Genomic DNA, 16,370 nt, shown 5'->3' with positions numbered 1-16,370 from the left:
GCGACGTGTCGCCCGCAAGGTTTGCTTCAAGGCGTCATCGCCGCGTACGCGATTCACGACCCGCGACGACGATGCAGACGCGGTCAGGTGCCCTTGGTGACGAGCTTCAGCGCATAGGCGTAGGGCCCGTTCGGACTCTTCTCGGCGATCCAGGAGCAGTGCCAGTCCGAGCCGTAGCGCAGGCCGGTATTCCATCCCGAGCCGCCGCCGTGCTCATTGTCCCACGACCAGGCCTTGCGATCCTTCTGCGGATCGGACGGGAAGCTGCTGCTGTTGTAGACGGAAATCTGCCCCTGCTGCGCACGGAAAGGTGCGGTCGTGCTCCACTTGAGCCACAGATTGCCCTGCTCCTCATACGCCGTGAGCGTCCATTGAAAGGATGCCGACACAGGCTGCGTATTGGTGCTGGTGGCCGACGCTTGCTCAATGACTGACATGGATCATCTCCGTTTGAAATAAGATGAAAAATCTTCACGAGAATGGCTGCCGAAAAACAACAACCTCAGCTTGTATAAGAAAATTATCTCACGCAAACAACGGGGCTCCTCGCACAACCCCGTGATCGCTGCGTGAGATCAACCCGCGAAGGACGCAGCGTTGCGCAAGCGACCTCGGATCAATCGACCTCAGATGCAGAGGCCGATCACCTTGATGTTGAGATGACAGTCCTTGGAGGCCGGCGGCTTGGCGCCCCAGCGCGTCACCGGCTTGGTCTCGCTCTTCTCTTGTTTGGGCGCGGTCTGTGCGACCACGGCCTTGCCCCTGCTCTTCGGGACAGCCTTCGGCCGGTCGCTCTCATAGTCGCCCGCGATCACCATGGCCCAATAGGTACGCTTGCCGCTGGCATTCCGCGCGCTGGCGATGCCGACCTTGGTCGCCTTCGGCAGCAGCAGGTTCTTGCGGTGGCCCGGCGAGTTGATCCATTGGCCGAGCGTCTTGTCGAAATTGTCGTAGCCGTAAGCGATGTTCTCGGCGGCACGCCCGGCCTTCGACGGCGCGACACGACGGGTGAATGGACCAAGGACCTCGTGGCTGAGATCATCCTTCTCGGCCATCGCGCGCGCCTGCTCCAGCGCGATGCGGTCGAGCGTGGCATCGCGCGTCACCCGGCCCTCGCCATTCTTGAGCCGGAACGCCGAGATCTGCGCCGCAGGCGAGGCATCCTCGGCATGTGCCACCGGGACCGCCACAAACATGACCGCAATCAACATGACCGCAGCGACGACAAGCGCGCGCAGACCATGCGACATGAAACGAAGAACCGTCATCCTACGCGACCACCTCGATCGGATAGACGTCGATGGCCGGCTCTTCATAGGGATGTGCGGCGCGGACCGCCGTGAGCACCGCCTTCAACCTGTCCTCCGTGCAGAACGTCTCGATCCGCTCCTCCTCGACAGCCTCGATCCGGCCGACACTGCCGATCGTCGGCTTGGCCCCGGCGAGCGGGCGGAAGCGCCCGATGCCCGTCACGGTAAACGAACAGTAATCGTAATTGCCGATCCGCCCAGCGCCGGCCTCGCCCATGGCGCCACGCACGGCCTCACCGGCGGCTGCGGGAACGTAGACGACGATCTTGTAGGTCTTCATGCGCGGCCAACGTCCAACTGGATCACACGCGCGTTACCACCACAGCCGATATGGCGCAATTTCACAGCAGGCAACGCCTGGTCACAATCCCGCCAGTGCGCCGCAGCAAGGCGACGACCAGCCATTCCGAAACGCGCCTTGTGCGCCGCAGCAAGTCCGGTACACAGGGAGCATCATCCGATCCTCCCGACCTGACGGAAGCCGCGCCTTGACTGACACCAGTGCCGACATCGAGATCGTCCGCCATCGGCCGATGGGGTTCGCCGAATTCGTGATCGTCATCGCGGCGATCATGGCGCTCAATCCGCTGGCCATGGACATGATGCTGCCGGCCCTGCCGAACATCGGCTCGACGTTCCACATCGACGTCGCCAACCGGGTGCAGGCGGTGCTGTCGGCGTTCGTCATCGGCTTCGGGCTCGGCCAGTTCGCGATCGGCCCGCTGTCGGACAGCTTCGGCCGCCGCCCGGTCCTGATCGGCGGCATGGTGCTTTACGTGCTGGCAAGCTTGTTCGCGATCGCCGCGCCGTCGTTCGAGGTGCTGCTGCTGGCGCGCGCATTGGAGGGTCTCGGCACGGCCGCCACGCGCGTGATCGCGACCTCGATCGTGCGCGACTGCTATGCCGGCCGCCGCATGGCGAGCGTGGTGTCGCTGGCGATGATGGTGTTCATCGCGGTGCCCGTGATCGCGCCGTCGTTCGGTCAGGCCGTGATGATGCTGACGCAATGGCGCGGCATCTTCGTCGTGCTGACGGTCTATGGCATCGTCGCGCTGCTGTGGACCGCAGCCCGGCTCCCCGAGACGCTGCCGGAAAAGGAGCGCAAGCCGTTCTCCATCGCCGAAATCACGGCTTCTTTCCGCAAGACGCTGACCGACCGCCAGACCCTCGGCTATGCACTTGCCGCCAGCGGCGTGTTCGGCGCGCTGTTCGGCTACGTGCTGTCGTCGCAGCAGCTGTTCACCGGCGTCTATCATCTCGGCCATTACTTCCCGCTCGCCTTCGCGGCGATAGCCGTGACCATTGCGCTCGCGGGCTTTCTCAACGCCCGGCTGGTCGGCCGCCTCGGCATGCGCGTAATCTCCCATGGCGCGCTGGTCGGCAGCGTCGCGATCGCGCTGGCCTGCTTCGCAGCCGCCATGCTCGGCAGCTTGCCGCTGTGGCTGTTCATGACGCTGTCGGCGGCGATGATGTTCTCGTTCGGCCTCACCTTCGCGAACTTCACGGCGCTGGCGCTGGAGCCGCAGCGCGCCAATGCGGGCACGGCGTCCTCGATCTACGGCTCGATCACAACGTTGCTCGGCATGGCCGCCGGCGCGGTGGTCGGCCAGGCCTTCGACGGCACGGTCTTGCCGTTCGCAACCGGCTTCCTGGCCTGCACGGCCAGCGCGCTCATTGTCGTGCTGATCACCGAGAAGGGCCGGCTGTTCCACAGCCATCATAAGCCGGTCTGATCGACCTCACATGCAGGCGCCCTGCCCGCGCTGCGGGCACAGCTTGAGCACGCTCGACAGCGACAGCAACAGACGCACGCCGCGCGTCGAATTGTCCGGCGCGCGGTAGCCGAGCGGCACCGCGAAGCCAAGATCGGCACGCCAGTCATTGGGGAAGGTGAAGCGCACGCCGGCTCCGGCCGACGTCAGCGCAACGCCATCGGACGGCCGAAAGCCGTCATTCCAGGCAAGCCCCGCATCGAAGAAGCTGTAGAGCTGATAGCTCTTCAGATAGTCCCAGTTCGGCGTCTGCTCGAAGCGGACCTCGAACGTGCCCGCAATGCCGTTGTCGCCGCTGATCTCGGCGCTGCCATAGCCACGACCATAGGACAGGCCGCCGAGATAGAACTGCTGGGAGTTATACAGCGGCCCGGAGGCGAGCTGGCCCGCGGCCGCCAGCTTCAGCGACCAGCCCTCCGACAGCGCCTGATACCGCGTGAACCAGCCGTTGACGACGGAGAAGCTCGGCGAAGCCCCCGGACGCGACGCCATGATATCGCCAGCCGGCGTCGCCCCGAAGGCATTGAGCCCCTGCCGATAGGCGAGCGTCAGATAGCTGTCACCGCCGAGATCATCCTTCCAACGGTAGTCCGAGGTGAACGTCAAGCTGCGGATACGGTCACGATACCAGATGCCGAAGATGTCGCGCTCGGTCACGTCGCTGAAGGCGGCGGCCATCGTCAGATTCAACGATGCGCGTTGCGACTGGATCGGCGCGATGCCACCGCGCAGTTCGGCCGTCTCGGTCACTGTGTTGTCGTTGAAGCGGCGCCTGATGTCGCCCGGCCGCACCTCGCTATACAGCGCAGAGGCGCCGATATGCACCCCGTCGGTTCCGATCGGAACGTCATAGGACAGCCGCCCGAACGCGAGCTGGCGCGGATCGCCCGGGGTCGTCGACAGGTTCGCCGTCAGCGTGTCGCCCGGGAGCAGATAGGAGTTGAAGGCGGCCGTGGCATAGCTCTGCCAGGGCCCCACCGTCGACGATCCCAGATTGTCGATCCCTGCGAAGCCGTAGACGTGCCAGGTCTTGAGTTCGAGGATCAGGCGAAAACGGCCGGTGGTGCCGCCGATCTCCTCCAACGAGGAATCGACCAGGCGGACGCCGCCGCGCGTGTTGATCAGGAGCAACTGCCGCTCCAGGGTGGCAAGGCGCGAGGGCTGCTCGGCCAGCACCGGGCCAAGCATCGCGCGGATTCCGAACTCCTCCACACCGGGCCCCTGCAGGCTGACCTCGGTGATGCTGCCCTCGATGATCTGGATCCGCACCGTGCCATTGCTGACGTCCTGCGGCGGGATGATCGCCCGGCTCAGATGGAAGCCGGCGGCGCGATAGAGATCGCTGATTGCGGTGGCAATGGCGGCGAGATCGGCTTGCGACACCGGCTTGCCGATGTAGCTCTGATAGGCTGCCGCGAGCTGGTCCGCCGGCAGCGCCGACGCGCCCGTCAGCGCGACTCCGCGGAGGGTGAACAAGGTCTTACGATCACCGCCCTTGTCTTGCGCGCCGAATGTCGGCGCCCGCGGGCGCGGCGGAACCTGCTGTGCGGAGCGCGACTGTTCATCGAAATACTTCTCGGTCTGCCGGGGATCGAAGCTCGGCTGATTGACCTGCTGCGCTTGACCCGATGCCGCGCCCAACAAGGCGGAGAACGCCATGCCCGCGGCGACCGCGGTTCGCTTGAGCATGCGCGATACGCGCGGCCCGGCGGCTCCGTCGCGCCGGCCCGCGTATTTCCCGACGCTCTCGACACAACGGCGACCCATGCCGTCGTTCTTAATTTGTTAAGGTCAATGAAGCGTAAACGCGGGAGAAAAACCTAGGCACAACTCATAAGGCTCTCTTGAAACATTTTGTCTAGTTTTGGGAGACAGCAACCGCCGCGAGTGTGGACCATGTCAGCCAAGCGCTTCCTGTTACCGGCTCTGATCGCCGCGTTCGTTCTCGGTGCGGCCCCCGCCGCATTCGCGGCCGACGGCGAGCCGTGGCTGGTCAGCAAATTCTCGGGCGATGTCTGGGTCACAAGCTCGGGCGCCACGCAGGTTTCGCTCGGACGCGAGGACGTGCTGAAGCCAGGAGACACGATCCGCACCGGGCCAAGCGGGCACGTGCGCCTCACGCGCGGCGCCGAGATGATGATGATCGGGCCGAACTCGGAGGTCGGTCTCCCGGCCACAGCCAAAGACGGCATGGCGACGACGATCCTCCAGCGCGCCGGCTCGATCCTGCTCGAGGTCGAGAAGCGCAATGTTCAGCACTTCGAGGTCGAAACGCCATATCTCGCCGCCGTGGTGAAGGGAACCAAGTTCAGCGTGACGATCAGCGGCCGCAACACCAGGGTCGACGTCAGCCGCGGACAGGTCCAGGTGTCGGACTTCAAGACCGGACAGATCGCCCAGGTGATGCCCCGCCAAGCCGCCACCGCGTATGCGAGCGGCCGCGCGGGCCTTGTCCTGTCCGGTGCGGGCACATTCAGCCCGATCGAACAGGGCCGGCCGCGCACCCCGACCATCGATCGCATCCCGGTGCCGAGAGACGGCCTGCGCGCGCCGCGCGATGCCAAAGGCGGCGTGATTCATGCGCTCAACGCCAGCGGCGCCGCGCTCCGTGCCGCGGCATCGACGCCCGCTTCGCAGCATTCCGGACCAGCATCTGCTGCTGCAAGGCCGAACGTCGTCCGAATTTCGACCTCGATCGGTGAGGTCAATCTCAACGTTCAGAAGGCGACGCGCGGCCTCGCCCATGGCGCGCACACGGCGACGGGCGGCCCCGGACGCAGCACCGCCTGGAACGACCCGCGCAGCAGCAGCGGCAATTCGGCGAGCAGTTCGGCCACGAGCAGCGGGTCCGGAGATTCGTCGGTTGCAGCCGCAGTGACCGCCGCTGTCGGCTCGCCGGCCACATCTGCCAGCAATGGCAACGCCAACGCTGCCGCCAATCTCGCCGCCGCCAACGGAAATGGCAACGGCAACGGCAACGGCAACGGCAACGGGAACGGGAACGGGAACGGGAATAACGGCAACGGCAATAACGGCAACGCGGGAAACAACGGCAACGGAAACAGCGGCAACGGAAACGGAAACGGAAACGGAAACAGCGGCAGTAGTGACGACCATGGCAGCAATCGTGGCCGCGGCAATGCCTACGCCTACGGCCACAACAAGAACTGATGCGATCGCCCGCGTAGCAAGGGCGCAATCGGATGAATGCGGACGACGTCGTTGGCGCGGGCGAGCACCGCGCCAATGGCGACACCAATGAAGCCGGGATCGCACGGATGGAGGTCGGCGTGATCCGCGTACAAGCGGGAGGGGGCATGTTCAGGCGGTTCATGCCGCATATTCTGGTCGTTGTTGCGTTGCTCTCCGTCGGCGTGTCGGGCGGTTACGAGCTCCTCAGCCATGCGCTGGTCGATCTGCGCTTCCGTCTCGACCGTCATTCGGCCAGCGGCGAGATCGCGGTCGTGGCCATTGACCCGCGCTCGATCGAGGCGATCGGTGTCTGGCCGTGGCCGCGGACACATCATGCCCGTCTGGTCGAGCAGATTCAGCGCGCCGGCGCACGCGACATCGCCCTCGACATCGACTTCAGCGCGCCGTCGGACCCGGCCGCGGATCAGGCCTTTGTGGAGGCGCTGGTCAGCACCAAGGGGGCCGTGGTGCTGCCGGCCTTCAAGCAGCTCAAGGACTCGGTCCTGTTCGCCAACCGGCCGCTGCCGCGGTTCGAACAGCTGGCGTGGTCCGCCTTCGTGAACATCGTGGTGGAGCGGGACGGCCGCGTCCGAAGCTATGCCTATGGCGATTACGACAAGGACAGCTTCCTGCAGTCGATGGGCGCCTTTCTCGCAGGCAGCAATGTCACCAGGGACACGACGTTCCTGATCGACTACGGCATCGACCCGTCATCATTGCCCAGAGTGTCCTATGTCGATGTGCTGCGCGGCGACGCGGCGGCGCTGGCGAAGCTCAAGGACAAGCGTGTCATTGTCGGCTCGACCGCCGTCGAGCTCGGTGATCACTACAGCGTTCCGAATGGCCGCGTCCTGCCCGGCGCTGTGCTGCAGGCGCTCGCGGCGGAATCGATCCTGCAGAACCGCACGCTGGTCGCGACATCGAGCGTGGCGACGGTCGCGGCTCTGCTGCTGATCGTCGTCACGATGCTGCTCAGCTGGCCGCATCTGTCGGCCGCGCGGCGCGCCCTGCTGGTCGGGATCCTCAGCATCACGATCGAGGTCGTTGCGCTGATTCTGCATGATCGCTTCGCGCTGGTGTTCGACACCGCGCTGCTGCAGATCGCGCTGGTCGCCTATCTGGCGGCCACCGCGCTCGACGAGATCGACTTTCGCGGCCTGCTGCGCCATGTCGCCGAGAGCCGCTTCGAGCGGATCGCGATGTCGATCGGCGACGGGCTGGTGTGCACCGACAAGGACAAGCGCATCACCGTGTGGAATCCCGGCGCGGTCGCGATCTTCGGCTATGGCGCAGAGGAGATCATCGGTCAGCCTTTCGCGCGCTTGCGGGCGGACCGCAGCGACACTGACGACCTGTTCCCGCAGCAGGAAGCGGCGCTGCCGGCCACCTTGTTGCCCGGCGGCGCGACGGTCGAATTCGATGGCCGGCGCAAGGACGGCGAGGTCTTCCCGGTCGAGGCGAGCGTCTCGGCCTGGCAGGGCGCCGATGGTCTGCAATATGGCGTGATCCTGCGCGACATCTCGGTGCGGAAGCGCGAGGCGGAGCGCATTCGTTATCTGGCCGAGTACGATACTCTGACCGGGCTGATCAACCGCAACACGCTGCAGACCGAGCTTGCTGCGATGATCGAAACGGCCGATGCGGGGGCAGACCGGCTGGTGCTGCTGGTGATCGGCCTCGATGGGTTCCAGCACATCAACGACATGCTGGGGCATGCCTTCGGCGACAGCGTGTTGCGGGCGGCCGCCGGGCGGCTGCGGTCCGAAATCGGCGGCATGGGCCGCGTCGCCCGGCTCAGCGGCGACGAATTCGCCGTCGCCATTCCCTTCTCCGCCATCGGCGGCACCGTCGCCGAACTCGCGGAGCACGTCTCGCATCTGTTCGAAACACCGATGGAAGCTGCGGCGCGACAGCAGCGCGTCAAGGTCACCCTTGGCGTCGCGGTTCATCCGGACGGCGGCCAGAGCGCGGACGAACTGCTCAGCAACGCCCACCTCGCTTTGTGCCGCGCCAAGACCGACCGGCGCGGCAGCCACGTGATCTTCGAGCCGGCGATCCGTCAGGAGCTCGAGCGGCGCCTCACCCTCGAAGCCGAGCTGGCGCTCGCCGTCGAACGCCGGGAGTTCGAGCTGTTCTACCAGCCGCAGGTCGACCTCTTGAGCGGCCGCGTGATCGGCGCCGAGGCGCTGATCCGCTGGCGACATCCGACCCGCGGCCTCGTGCCGCCCGGCGATTTCATCCCGGTCGTCAACACCTCGCCATTGTCCGAAGCCGTCGCCACCTGGGTCATGGCGACCGCCTGCCGCCAGGCACGGGAATGGCAGCTCGCCGGCCATGAGATCCGCGTCGGCATCAACCTGTCGCCCTCGCAGTTCCAGTCCAGCGATCTCGCCGCCTTCGTCAGCAAGCTGCTGACGGCCACGGGCCTGTCACCGGGCCTGATCGAGCTCGAAGTCACCGAGGACATTCTGCTGCACGACGAACCCGGCGTCCTGCAGACGTTCAACCGCCTGCAGGCGCTCGGCGTCAGCCTGGTGTTCGACGATTTCGGCACCGGCTATGCAAGCCTCAGCTATCTCAAGAAATTCCCGCTGGACGGACTCAAGATCGACCGGTCCTTCGTTCGCGACGTGCTGACACAGGCCGACGACGCCGCCATCGTCGGCTCCACCGTCAGCCTGAGCAGGCAGCTCAATCTGTCCGTCATAGCCGAAGGCATCGAGAACCAGGCGACGGCCGACTTCCTCCTCGCGCTCGGCTGCGAGCACGGCCAGGGCTATCACTTCGGCAAGCCGATGCCGGCCGCCGATTTCGAGCGCCGATTCCTGTCGACAGAAAACATGGCGCGGCAGGCCGGCGCGGCGTGAACGGACGCTGACGCCCGCCTCACCCGCCGCCTTTCTTGCCGCCCTTGCCTTCGCCTTCCAGCGCCTTGCGCACCGCCTTGAACTCCTGGAGCGCGGCGCCATCGACGCGCGGGAAATGCAGATCGAGCGCTTCCAGCGCGGCCACGATGGTCGATCCGATCACGACGCGGGCAAACCATTTGTGGTCGGCCGGGACGACATACCAGGGCGCATACGACGTCGAGGTGTGGCGCACGATGTCCTGATAGACCGCCTCGTAGCGATGCCATTTGGCGCGCTCGGTGACATCGCCCATCGAGAACTTCCAGTTCTTCGCCGGCTGCTCGAGCCGGTCGAGAAATCGCTCGCGCTGCTCCTCCTTGGAGATGTTGAGGAAGAACTTCAGGATCACCGTGCCGTTGCGCGTGAGGTAACGCTCGAAGGCGGAGATGTCCTCGAAGCGCTCACGCCAGATGTTCTTGGTGACGAGCCGCGCCGGCAGCTTCTCGGCCTTCAGCACCTCCGGATGAACGCGCGTGACCAGGCACTCTTCGTAATAGGAGCGGTTGAAGATGCCGATGCGGCCGCGCTCCGGCAGAGCAAGCACGGTGCGCCACATGAAATCATGATCGAGCTCCTTCGAGGTCGGCTGCTTGAACGAAGTGACCTCGCAGCCCTGGGGATTGACGCCCTCGAAGATGCTCTTGATCGCGCTATCCTTGCCTGACGCGTCCATGCCCTGCAGCAGCACCAGCACCGACCAGCGGTCCTGGGCATAAAGCTTCTCCTGGAAGTCGGAGAGACGCTTGCGGTTCTGCTCGATGATGGCTTCGCCGTCCGCCTTGTCGAGACCGCCCTTCGCCTTGGTCTTGTGCGACTTCAGGTGAAATTTGTGCCCGCCATCGATTCGGAACGGCGAGATGAAGCCGTCGAGCTCGGTGGCCAAGGTGCGGGCCTTCTTGCTCATGCGGAGCGCTCCGGTTCGCTGAACTGGGTGTCGAGAAAGGCGGTGACGAAATGCGGCATCGCCGCCGTGAGATCGGCCCGGCTGCGGACCAGGTGGATCGCCGCCAGTTCCGGCTCGGCCTGCGCGGCGAGATTGGCCTCGATCCGGCGCTTCAGGATCTCGCCGGTCTCGGCCGCATCGAGCACGCGCATCAAGGCGATCGATGCGCCGGTCACGACGCAGTCCCAATGCGGCGATGCCTGATAGTCCGCAGGCGCAAGCCCGGTCTCCTCCTCGACCTCGCGCGCGACATTGGCGACGAGATCGAGCGTGCCGTCGCGGACGTCGTCGAGATCCGGCGTGCCGGCGGGAAAATACAGCCGGCCGGCATTGGCGGTATGCGCGCCCATCTCGCCGAGCACGAAGGCGCCGTCGGCAGCGCGCAGCGCGCCCATGCCGAAGCCGTTGAAGGCGGTGCGGTCGGGAAAGCCCCAGTCCCGCCACGCCAGCAGGCTGGCGAAATCCGCCTCGAAATAGCTGGCCGAGAACGTGCCACCGTCGAAGCGGGCATTGCGCCCGAGCAGAATGCGGCCGTTCCACAGGCCCGGCTTGTCCCGCTGCCGCTCGGCGAAATGCGCCGCGATGTCGCCGCGGCGCTCACGCGCGAACGGCCAGTCCCAGGACTCGACCTTGAGGTCGAGCGCGGTGACGCGATGGATGACGGCGCCGGTCATCCGCTATTTCGCGCCCGTGCCGGTCGTGCCCTTCGCCTGCTCGACGAATTTGTTGGTGAAGGTCTTGCTGACGTCGATATTGGCCTTGGCAACATCGGGCGAGCCGGTGCTGAACACCGCGAGCACGGCATCGGCGCCTTTGGGATCCATCTTGCCGGTCTGCGAATACATCGGAATGGTGTTCTTCAGCGCCGCGAGATACAGCGCCTTGTCCTTGCCGACCAGTTCCTCCGGCATCTTGGCCATGATCTCCTCTGGACTATGCGCGTGGATCCAGCCGAGCGTGGCGACGATCGCGTTGGTCAGCGCCTGCGTCTCCTTCTCATGACCGGCGATCCACGCCACGGTCGAATACAGCGCCCCGCCCGGATATTCGCCGCCGAACACCTCCAGCGTGTCGTGCTGGGTGCGGGTGTCGGAGAGGATCTTGAGGTCCGGATGCGTGCCCTGCAGCACCGTGACGGAGGGATCGAGCATCACGGCGGCGTCGATCTGACCCTGCTCCATCGCCGCGACCGCGGTGGCGCCGAGGCCAACGCCGATCACGGCGGTGCCGGTCGGGTCGAGCCCGTTCTTCTTCAACAGATACTTCAGGAAGAAATCGGTCGAGGAGCCGGGCGCGCTGACGCCGACCTTCTTGCCGGCGAGATCCTTGATCGAGTTGATCTCCTTGTTGTGCGACGGCGACACCACCAGCACCAGGCCGGGATAGCGGTCATAGACCACGAAGGACTGCATCTCCTGCTTCTTGGCGGCGAGATTGACGCAATGATCGAAATAGCCGGAGACGACGTCGGCGCTGCCGCCGAGCACGGCCTTCAGCGCGTCCGAGCCGCCCTTGAGATCCACCAGTTCGACGTCGAGCCCGGCCTTCTGATATTCGCCGAGCTGCTTGGCCAGCACTGTCGGCAGATAGCACAGGCAGGCGCCGCCGCCGATCGCGATGGTGACCTTGCTCGCGGCCGTGGCGAGACCGGTGCTCAGGCCCAGCGCCAGCAGCGCGCCGGTGATCCGGCCGATGATCTTGTTCATGCATTTCCTCCGTTCATGTCGTCGATCAGATTAGGCTTGTGAGCGCGGATTGAGAAGGTCGCCCCAAACTCCGCTGTCGTGCAAACCCGCCCGCCAACAACTCCGCTGTCGTCCCTGCGTTCGCAGGGACGACAGCGGTGGGTGTGGCGACACCGCGGCACTCATCGGCCGTCGGTGGCATCAGGCCGCCATACCAGCAGCCGCCGTTCCACCAAAGTCACGCCGATGTCGATCAGGATCACGAAGGCCGACAGCACGAACATGCCGGCGAACACGCCGGCGACGTCGAACACGCCTTCGGCCTGCTGGATCAGATAGCCGAGGCCGGCCGCGGAGCCGAGATATTCGCCGACGACGGCGCCGACCACCGCGAAGCCGACGGAGGTGTGGAGCGACGAGAACATCCATGACAGCGCCGACGGCCAATAGACATGGCGCATCAATTGTCGCTCGTTCATGCCGAGCATGCGCGCATTGTCGCGCACCACGGTCGAGACCTCCTTGACGCCCTGATAGACGTTGAAGAAGACGATGAAGAACACGAGCGTGACTCCAAGCGCGACCTTGGACCAGATGCCGAGGCCCAGCCACAGCGTGAAGATCGGCGCCAGCACCACGCGCGGCAGCGCATTGGCCATCTTGACGTAGGGGTCGAACACCGCGGCGACCAGCGGCTTGCGCGCGAACCAGAAGCCGACCAGCACCCCGCCGAGCGAGCCGATCGCGAAAGCGAGGATCGACTCCCACAGCGTGATCGCAAGATGCTTCCAGATCGCCCCGCTCGCGAACCATTTGACAACCTGGGCAAACACGTCGACCGGGTTGGAGAAGAAGAACGGCGGCAGCAGAATGCGGCCGAACACCGGCACGGTGGCCAGCAATTGCCACAGCGCGAGCGCGACGATCGCAACGAGCAGCTGCAGCGCGAGCAGACCGAGACGCGACATCATGCGGCTCCGTCGGGCGTAAGAGATGCGCGATGCGCGCCCCGCAGGCGGTGCGCCCCCTCCCCCCTTGCGGGGGAGGGTCGGGGTGGGGGGACCACACGGGAAGTCTTTCCTGGGACCCCCACCCCCTCCCCGCAGGTGGGAGGGGCTTTGGACCTGAGCATTTGGCTGTCAGCAACGTCCCAACGCGACATCACAACGCCTCCGCCTGCTTGTAGGTCTTCTCGACCTCGGCCTTCAGCGTCTGCCAGATCTCGCGGTGCAGCTCATGGAACTCGTGCTTCATCCGCACCTCGAAGATGTCGCGCGGGCGCAGCAGGGTGACCCGCCAGTCGCCGATAATGCGCGAGGCGGGACCGGCCGACATGATGACGACGCGATCGGCGAGCGCGATCGCCTCCTCCAGGTCATGCGTCACGAACAAGACCGCCTTGCGGTCGGCGCTCCAGAGATCGAGCAGCAGATTGCCCATGATCTGCCGGGTCTGCGCGTCGAGCGGCCCGAACGGCTCGTCCATCAGGATGATCCTGGGATTGCGTATCAGCACCTGGGCGAGCCCGACGCGCTTGCGCTGGCCACCTGACAGCATATGCGGGTAGCGGTTGCCGAAGGCGCCGAGGCCGACTGATGTCAGCCATTGCTGCGCCTTCGCAGCCGCGTCGGCCCGGGCGGTGCCCGCCACCTCCAGCCCGATGGCGACGTTCTCCAAGGCCGTCTTCCAGGGGAACAGCGCATCGGCCTGGAACAGGTAGCCGGCGTCGTGATTGAGGCCGGCCAGCGGCTGGCCGAAGATGCTGACGCTGCCGGCGGCCGGCTTGAGCAGCCCGGCGGCGACGTTGAGTAGGGTGGATTTGCCGCAGCCGGTCGGCCCGACAATGGCGACGAACTCGCCATCGGCCACGCTGAGCTGCGCCGTTTCGACGGCGGTGTAAGTGCGTCCGCCGGCGAGACGGAATGCCACCGTCGTCCCGTTCAGCGAGACCGCGGCGGCCGTGGGCGTCGTCACGTTCCAGATTCCTCCCCGAAAATGGCCGGGACGGCTTAGCCGCTTGCGCGGCGAAGTTCAACGCACCGGCGGGACGTGCTAGGTCCGGTCGAGCGGGCCCTTGCCCTCCCCTGGGAGGGGAGCAGCGCGCGAGCTTCGAGATCGCCAAAGGCCGCATGCAGCCCACGCCCCTGATCAGCTACGATCGCGTCCACAAGACCTTTGCCGGCCCGGCAGGCGCGGTGGCCGCGGTCGACGACGTCTCGCTGAACATCGCCGAGGGCGAGTTCCTGGCGATCGTCGGCAGCTCCGGCTCGGGCAAGACGACGCTGCTGCGGCTCGCCAACCGGCTGATCGAGCCGGATGGCGGCACCGTCCGCATCGCAGGCGAGGACATCAGCCGCCTCGAACCGGTCGCCCTGCGCCGGCGCATCGGCACCGTGTTCCAGAATGGCGCGCTGTTTCCGCACATGACCGTCGCGGCCAATATCGGCATCACGCCGCGGCTGCTGGGGACGGCGCCAAAGGCGATCGCCGCCCGGGTCGACGAGCTGCTCGACCTCGTCCAGCTCGACCGCGCCGCCCATCGCGACCGGCTGCCGGATGCGCTCTCCGGCGGCCAGCGCCAGCGCGTCGGCGTGGCGCGCGCGCTGGCCGCCGGTCCCCGCATCGTGCTGATGGACGAACCGTTCGGCGCGCTGGATCCGCTGACCCGCGATACGCTCGGCCGCGACTACCGTGCCCTGCACGAGAAGCTCGGGCTGACCACGGTGATGATCACCCATGACATCACCGAGGCGCTGCTGCTCGCCGACCGCATCGCGGTGATGCGCAGGGGGCGCCTGGTCGAGGCCGGCACGCCCGCCGCGCTCGCCGCCAGCGACGAGCCCTACGTGGCGGAGCTGATGACCACGCCGCGCCGGCAGGCCGCACGCCTTGCCGCGCTGCTGCCCGAGAGCGGTGCGGCATGAGCCTCTTCTCCGATCCGCGCTTCGCCGAAGCGCTGTCGCATCTTGCCGATTATCTCGGCAGCCATCTGCGCGTGAGCATCACCGCGCTCGCGCTCGGCCTCGCGGTCAGCTTTCCCCTCGCGCTGCTGGCACGCAACCGCCCTGCTTTGCGCAATCTCCTGCTCGGGATCGCGAGCGTGGTGCAGACCGTTCCGGGATTGGCGCTGCTCGCGCTGTTCTACCCGCTGCTGCTTGCACTCGCCGCGCTGACGCTGCGCTGGTTCGGCCTGTCATTCTCGGCTTTCGGCTTTCTGCCCGCGGTGCTGGCGCTGGCGCTGTATTCGATGCTGCCGGTGCTGCGCAACACCATCACCGGGCTGAACGGCGTCGACCCCGGCCTGATCGAGGGCGCCAAGGGCGTCGGCATGACCGAGCGCCAGGCGCTGATCATGGTGGAGCTGCCGCTGGCGCTGCCCGTGATCATGGCCGGCATCCGCACCGCTGCGGTGTGGGTAATCGGCACCGCCACCTTGTCGACGCCGATCGGCCAGACCTCGCTCGGCAACTACATCTTCGCCGGGCTGCAGACCCAGAACTGGGTGCTGGTCGTATTCGGCTGCGTCGCCGCCGCAGTGCTGGCGCTCGCCGTCGATCAGCTGCTGGCCTTCATCGAGCTCGGCCTGCGGACACGCAGCCGCGCCCGCGTCGGATCGGGGACCGTGGCCATCGTGCTGATGGTGGGCGCGAGCCTGCTGCCCTCGCTCGGCGGCAGCCCGGCACGCTACGCGATCGGCGCCAAGACTTTCACCGAGCAATATGTGCTGTCGGCGTTGATCAGCGAGCGGCTGCAGGCGGCCGGCCTCTCCGCGACCTCACGCGCCGGCCTCGGCTCCAGCGTGATTTACGAGGCGCTCAAGAACGGCGACATCGACACCTATGTCGATTATTCGGGCACGCTGTGGGCGAACCAGTTCCATCATCAGGAGCCGTTGCCGCGCGCGGCGCTGCTCGCCGCCTTGCAGCAGGATCTCGCCAGGGACAGAGTCACGTTGCTCGGCGAGCTCGGCTTCGAGAACGCCTATGCGCTGGTGATGCCGCGCCAGAAGGCTGCGGCGCTCGGCATTCGCTCGGTGGAGGATCTCGCACGCCGCGGCCGCGACATGTCGATCGCCGGCGACTACGAGTTCTTCTCACGCCCGGAATGGGCTGCCTTGCGCGACGCCTATGGTCTCGGTTTCCGCACCCAGCGCCAGATGCAGCCGGATTTCATGTATGCCGCGGTCGCCTCGGGCGAGGTCGACATCATCGCCGGCTACACCAGCGATGGCCTGATCGCGAAATACGATCTCGTCGTGCTCGACGATCCCAAGCATGCGATCCCGCCCTATGACGCGATCCTGCTGGTGTCGCCCAAGCGGGCCGAGGACCACGCCTTGCAGGACGCGCTGCGGCCGCTGCTCGGCCGCATCGACATCACGACCATGCAACAAGCGAATCTGCGCGCCTCCGGCAGCGACGCGTACTCGTCACCACAAGCCGTTGCGCGCTGGCTGTGGAGCAGGCTAGCGAAGTAGGTCGCGCCATCGCCTCCGCGTCATTGCGAGCGCTCACAATGACGGAGGTGGTTGGTGCGACGACCACCGCTCCCAATCAACG

The 16,370-nt window shown here is 66.2% G+C and carries 14 protein-coding genes; 5 read left to right on the top strand and 9 right to left on the bottom strand.

Annotated elements, in window-relative coordinates:
• Window positions 1–83: 83 nt before the first annotated feature.
• The 3 genes from ACVIJ6_RS20580 to ACVIJ6_RS20570 form a co-directional block, all read right to left on the bottom strand.
• A complete protein-coding gene (locus ACVIJ6_RS20580; protein WP_456774183.1) occupies window positions 84–437 on the bottom strand; it encodes a hypothetical protein in 354 nt (117 codons plus the stop codon).
• A gap of 189 nt (window positions 438–626) precedes the next feature.
• Window positions 627–1,268, bottom strand: coding sequence for a CAP domain-containing protein (locus ACVIJ6_RS20575; RefSeq protein WP_456774182.1), 642 nt, complete (start codon window positions 1,266–1,268; stop codon window positions 627–629).
• A 1-nt stretch (window position 1,269) separates the two neighbouring features.
• Window positions 1,270–1,590, bottom strand: coding sequence for a hypothetical protein (locus ACVIJ6_RS20570; RefSeq protein ID WP_456774181.1), 321 nt, complete (start codon window positions 1,588–1,590; stop codon window positions 1,270–1,272).
• A 208-nt stretch (window positions 1,591–1,798) separates the two neighbouring features.
• Between ACVIJ6_RS20570 and ACVIJ6_RS20565 the strand changes: the two genes are divergently transcribed.
• Complete coding sequence (locus ACVIJ6_RS20565) at window positions 1,799–3,043, top strand: multidrug effflux MFS transporter (protein WP_456774180.1); 1,245 nt, start codon at window positions 1,799–1,801, stop codon at window positions 3,041–3,043.
• A gap of 6 nt (window positions 3,044–3,049) precedes the next feature.
• Here the strand turns inward: ACVIJ6_RS20565 and ACVIJ6_RS20560 are convergent, their stop codons facing one another.
• Window positions 3,050–4,771, bottom strand: coding sequence for a ShlB/FhaC/HecB family hemolysin secretion/activation protein (locus ACVIJ6_RS20560; RefSeq protein ID WP_456774179.1), 1,722 nt, complete (start codon window positions 4,769–4,771; stop codon window positions 3,050–3,052).
• 207 nt (window positions 4,772–4,978) lie between these two features.
• On the opposite strand from ACVIJ6_RS20560, the gene ACVIJ6_RS20555 reads away from it, so the two are divergent.
• Together ACVIJ6_RS20555 and ACVIJ6_RS20550 are read left to right on the top strand one after the other, a co-directional pair.
• A complete protein-coding gene (locus ACVIJ6_RS20555; protein ID WP_456774178.1) occupies window positions 4,979–6,253 on the top strand; it encodes a FecR domain-containing protein in 1,275 nt (424 codons plus the stop codon).
• A 146-nt stretch (window positions 6,254–6,399) separates the two neighbouring features.
• Window positions 6,400–9,141 (top strand): EAL domain-containing protein, encoded by a 2,742-nt coding sequence (locus tag ACVIJ6_RS20550; RefSeq protein ID WP_456777037.1) that lies wholly within the window; start codon window positions 6,400–6,402, stop codon window positions 9,139–9,141.
• Window positions 9,142–9,160: 19 nt separating this feature from the next.
• On the opposite strand, the gene ACVIJ6_RS20545 is transcribed toward ACVIJ6_RS20550, so the two are convergent.
• The 5 genes from ACVIJ6_RS20545 to ACVIJ6_RS20525 all read right to left on the bottom strand — a co-directional run bounded on the left by ACVIJ6_RS20545 (window position 9,161) and on the right by ACVIJ6_RS20525 (window position 13,785).
• Window positions 9,161–10,087, bottom strand: a complete 927-nt coding sequence (locus tag ACVIJ6_RS20545; RefSeq protein ID WP_456774177.1) for a polyphosphate kinase 2 family protein — start codon at window positions 10,085–10,087, stop codon at window positions 9,161–9,163.
• A complete protein-coding gene (locus ACVIJ6_RS20540) occupies window positions 10,084–10,800 on the bottom strand; it encodes an NUDIX hydrolase (protein ID WP_456774176.1) in 717 nt (238 codons plus the stop codon). The genes ACVIJ6_RS20545 and ACVIJ6_RS20540 overlap by 4 nt, the downstream gene beginning before the upstream one ends.
• 3 nt (window positions 10,801–10,803) lie before the next feature.
• Complete coding sequence (locus ACVIJ6_RS20535) at window positions 10,804–11,832, bottom strand: ABC transporter substrate-binding protein (protein ID WP_456774175.1); 1,029 nt, start codon at window positions 11,830–11,832, stop codon at window positions 10,804–10,806.
• Between the two features lie 161 nt (window positions 11,833–11,993).
• A complete protein-coding gene (locus ACVIJ6_RS20530) occupies window positions 11,994–12,779 on the bottom strand; it encodes an ABC transporter permease (RefSeq protein WP_456774174.1) in 786 nt (261 codons plus the stop codon).
• Between the two features lie 193 nt (window positions 12,780–12,972).
• A complete protein-coding gene (locus tag ACVIJ6_RS20525; RefSeq protein WP_456774173.1) occupies window positions 12,973–13,785 on the bottom strand; it encodes an ABC transporter ATP-binding protein in 813 nt (270 codons plus the stop codon).
• Between the two features lie 155 nt (window positions 13,786–13,940).
• Between ACVIJ6_RS20525 and ACVIJ6_RS20520 the strand changes: the two genes are divergently transcribed.
• Together ACVIJ6_RS20520 and ACVIJ6_RS20515 are read left to right on the top strand one after the other, a co-directional pair.
• Window positions 13,941–14,735 carry an ATP-binding cassette domain-containing protein gene (locus ACVIJ6_RS20520; protein ID WP_456774172.1) on the top strand — a complete coding sequence of 265 codons (795 nt, stop codon included), beginning with the start codon at window positions 13,941–13,943 and terminating at the stop codon, window positions 14,733–14,735.
• Complete coding sequence (locus ACVIJ6_RS20515) at window positions 14,732–16,288, top strand: ABC transporter permease/substrate-binding protein (RefSeq protein ID WP_456774171.1); 1,557 nt, start codon at window positions 14,732–14,734, stop codon at window positions 16,286–16,288. The genes ACVIJ6_RS20520 and ACVIJ6_RS20515 overlap by 4 nt, the downstream gene beginning before the upstream one ends.
• Window positions 16,289–16,370 lie beyond the last annotated feature (82 nt).

This window comes from Bradyrhizobium sp. USDA 4369 (assembly GCF_054056435.1).
The sequence above is the reverse complement of the archived record's forward strand: the minus strand, read 5'-3'. Positions and strand labels throughout refer to the sequence as shown.